This is a genomic window from Lactobacillus helveticus DSM 20075 = CGMCC 1.1877, assembly GCF_000160855.1.
Classification (GTDB): Bacteria; Bacillota; Bacilli; order Lactobacillales; family Lactobacillaceae; genus Lactobacillus; species Lactobacillus helveticus.
The window spans coordinates 141,629-144,562 of record NZ_GG700754.1 but is presented as its reverse complement, the minus strand read 5'-3'; the positions used below and the strand labels follow the sequence as shown (position 1 = coordinate 144,562).

3 protein-coding genes and 1 tRNA gene are annotated in these 2,934 nt (G+C 36.0%); 3 read left to right on the top strand and 1 reads right to left on the bottom strand.

The genetic code is table 11. The features are described 5' to 3' along the window. Positions 1-119: 119 nt before the first annotated feature. The 3 genes from HMPREF0518_RS05605 (at position 120) to nagA (ending at position 2,722) form a co-directional block, all read left to right on the top strand. Positions 120-192, top strand: a tRNA-Thr gene (locus HMPREF0518_RS05605). 645 nt (positions 193-837) lie between these two features. Beyond that, a complete protein-coding gene (locus HMPREF0518_RS05595) occupies positions 838-1,551 on the top strand; it encodes a GntR family transcriptional regulator (RefSeq protein ID WP_003626963.1) in 714 nt (237 codons plus the stop codon). 16 nt (positions 1,552-1,567) lie between these two features. Continuing rightward, entirely contained in the window at positions 1,568-2,722 is a 1,155-nt protein-coding gene (nagA, locus tag HMPREF0518_RS05590) for an N-acetylglucosamine-6-phosphate deacetylase (RefSeq protein ID WP_020829034.1), read from the top strand. A 31-nt stretch (positions 2,723-2,753) separates the two neighbouring features. On the opposite strand, the gene HMPREF0518_RS10435 is transcribed toward nagA, so the two are convergent. Continuing rightward, on the bottom strand, positions 2,754-2,934 hold a 181-nt coding region (locus HMPREF0518_RS10435; RefSeq protein WP_211204996.1), incomplete at its 5' end, for a hypothetical protein.

Below are 2,934 nucleotides of genomic sequence, written 5' to 3'. Positions count from 1 at the left end.
ATAGCATTTTTTTAATTAAATTTAAAATATACTGCAATCTAATCACATCACTAGATGAAATATGCTTTCCTAATTGCATGGAATCCACACTTTTGGTATAATTCTAGTGTTGTGAGGTTGCTGAATTAGCTCAGTTGGTAGAGCGTCTCCCTCGTAAAGAGAAGGTCGGCAGTTCGATTCTGCCATTCAGCATCAGAGTACTAACAAAAGGCCTGTAATGAAGCCCAGCTTTAGAAGTTGAGTATTCATGCAGGTCTTTTTGCTTTAAGTAATAAAAGTGTTTAATCAAACTTTTATATTTTAGATTTTTGCTCAATTAAATGAACAAAATGTTTATTGTCTTAAATTAAACAAAAGTCATGTAATATAGAGCTAACAGGGTCAACATTATTTTAATGAATATGGCGGTGACTTAAGAAAATCAAATATTACACCCATTTTTTTGAATCAATTGACTTCCTTGACTAGTAAATGTCAAATAACACTCGAATTACCCAATAAAGTGGCAGATGATTTTCAAGATGAAGTTAATAATTTAAAAATAATTGGGACCGATAAAGTTGGAAATAATATTTGTGTTTTTGATAAAAATATTTGTTGGTATGGAAATTTGGATTTCGGTGGGATAATTAAACCGTATATAGTAATATATAGATGAGAAGTCAATCCCTTCGTTTCGCAGTTAATGCGCGGGTATGTCCTGAAAAACGAAGGTTTTTTGTTTGGAAAAATTTTTCATTATTAATATTTATAACTGGTTATAACCACTTTATAGAAAGCCTTTTCATGATATATAATTTTACTTGAAGTGGTACTAACCAGTTAGAAGGTGAGTAAATGAAAAGCCCACTTTATAAAGAATTGATGAACCAACTGGCTTCACATATCAAAAAAGATTATCAACCTAATCAGAAGCTTCCTAGTGAACGAGAATTAGTTGACATGTTCAAGGTGAGTCGAAGCACTGTGCGTTTGGCGCTTAATGAATTAGAAGAAAAAGGTTTGATTTATCGTCTGCACGGTAAGGGCACCTTTGTCGCACCGATTTTCATTAAGCAACCAAACCTAGGTAGCATGTATTCTTTTAGCAGCCAGATGGAAGGCGAAGGCAAGGAAATATCTACTAAGAATATTTCTCTTAAATTGTGTAAACCAGAAAAAGAAATTGCACTGCAATTAAATCTTGCGCCAAATGATCAAGCATACGAATTGATCAGATTGCGCCTCGCTGATGGCGAGCCGTTAGTGTATAACCGCACCTATTTGCCAGAGAAGATTTTTTCTAATTTAATACTAGAAGATTTGAATCAAGGGACTTTATATGGAATCTTGAAAAAGAAATATCATCAAATTAGTGTTTTAGCATTCGAAGATGTGCAAGCAGTCAATTTAACTAAGGAAGAGTCTAACCTTCTTCACGTTAAGGAAAACACGGCTAGTTTAAAAATTAATCGTAAAGCAATAAATGATAAAAACATCCCGATCGAGTTTACGCAGGCACTCGCTCGCGGAGATAAATTTGTATATAGATCTAAGCAATATAATGAATAATATGAGGAGAAAAAAGATGACATATTTCATTCATGCAGATAAATTCTTTTTGGAAAACAAAACTGAAATTGGTGGTTATTTAGAAGTTGATGATCACGGAAAATTTGGTTTTTACTATCCAGAAGATGAAAAACCAGAAGGCAGGATTGTTGATTACACTGGTAAGTGGATCGCTCCTGGATTAGTGGATACTCATATTCACGGTTTAGTTAATGAAGATTCCATGAAGAGTGACTGGGAAGGAATTAACAAGATTTCTGAAGGTTTACTCCAAGCAGGGGTTACTTCATGGCTGCCAACTACAATTACTGATAGTGATGAACATTTAATCGAAACTTGTGAGAAATATGCAGCACATAAGGGTGAAGAAACTGGTGCCAAAATTCAAGGATTACACTTTGAAGGACCTTACTTTACCCCTAAACATGCTGGTGCCGAAAATCCTAAGTACATGCGTGATCCTTCAATCGAAGAGCTTCGCCGTTATGAAAAAGCTTCAGATGGGATGCTAATTAAGATGTCAATGGCTCCAGAACGTAAGGGCTCTAAGGAATTCGTTCGTCAAGCGGTCAAAGATGGCATCATCATCGCATTAGGACACTCAGCTTCAGATTATAAGGATGCTATTGCATGTGTCGAAGCAGGTGCTACTATGTTTTGTCATACTTATAACGGTATGGAACCAATGTCACAACATGCTCCTAACTTGCTTGGTGCTGCATATTCTGCTCGCTTGGTAACTGATGAATTGATCTGCGATGGCCACCATGTATTGGAACCAACTGTTAGAGCTTTGGTACGTGCTAAGGGTCCAGAACATATTTGTTTGATTACTGACTGTATGCAAGCAGGACTCATGCCAGATGGTGATTACATGTTAGGCGAATTGCCAGTTTATGTAAAAGATGGCATGGCTCGCTTAAAAGACGGCGATAACTTAGCAGGTAGTATCTTATTGTTGAAGCAAGCTGTGAAGAATATAGTTGATTGGAACGTTGTTACTCCTGAAGATGCAATTATGATGGCTTCATATGTACCAGCTCGTTCAATTAATAAGCTTGATAAATGTGGTTCAATTAAGCCAGATAAGCCAGCTGATTTCATTGTTTTGAATCCAGACATGACTTTGAGTGAAACTTATTTAGATGGTGTATCTAGATATAAGGCTTAGAATAATATTTTAGATAGAAAAACATTATGTCTTAAAAGAGATGATAGCGGCATTCCACGATTTGTGGAGAAAATAAGAAAGCAAACAAAAAAGCCGCCTCTAACTCTGGACAGGTTGTAGTGACTTTTTTGTTGATATGATTTGTACCACCATGGATTTGGCGGCTCGTGTGAAAGAGGGTTGTTACCGCAACTCCCTTTTTCTTTCTACTT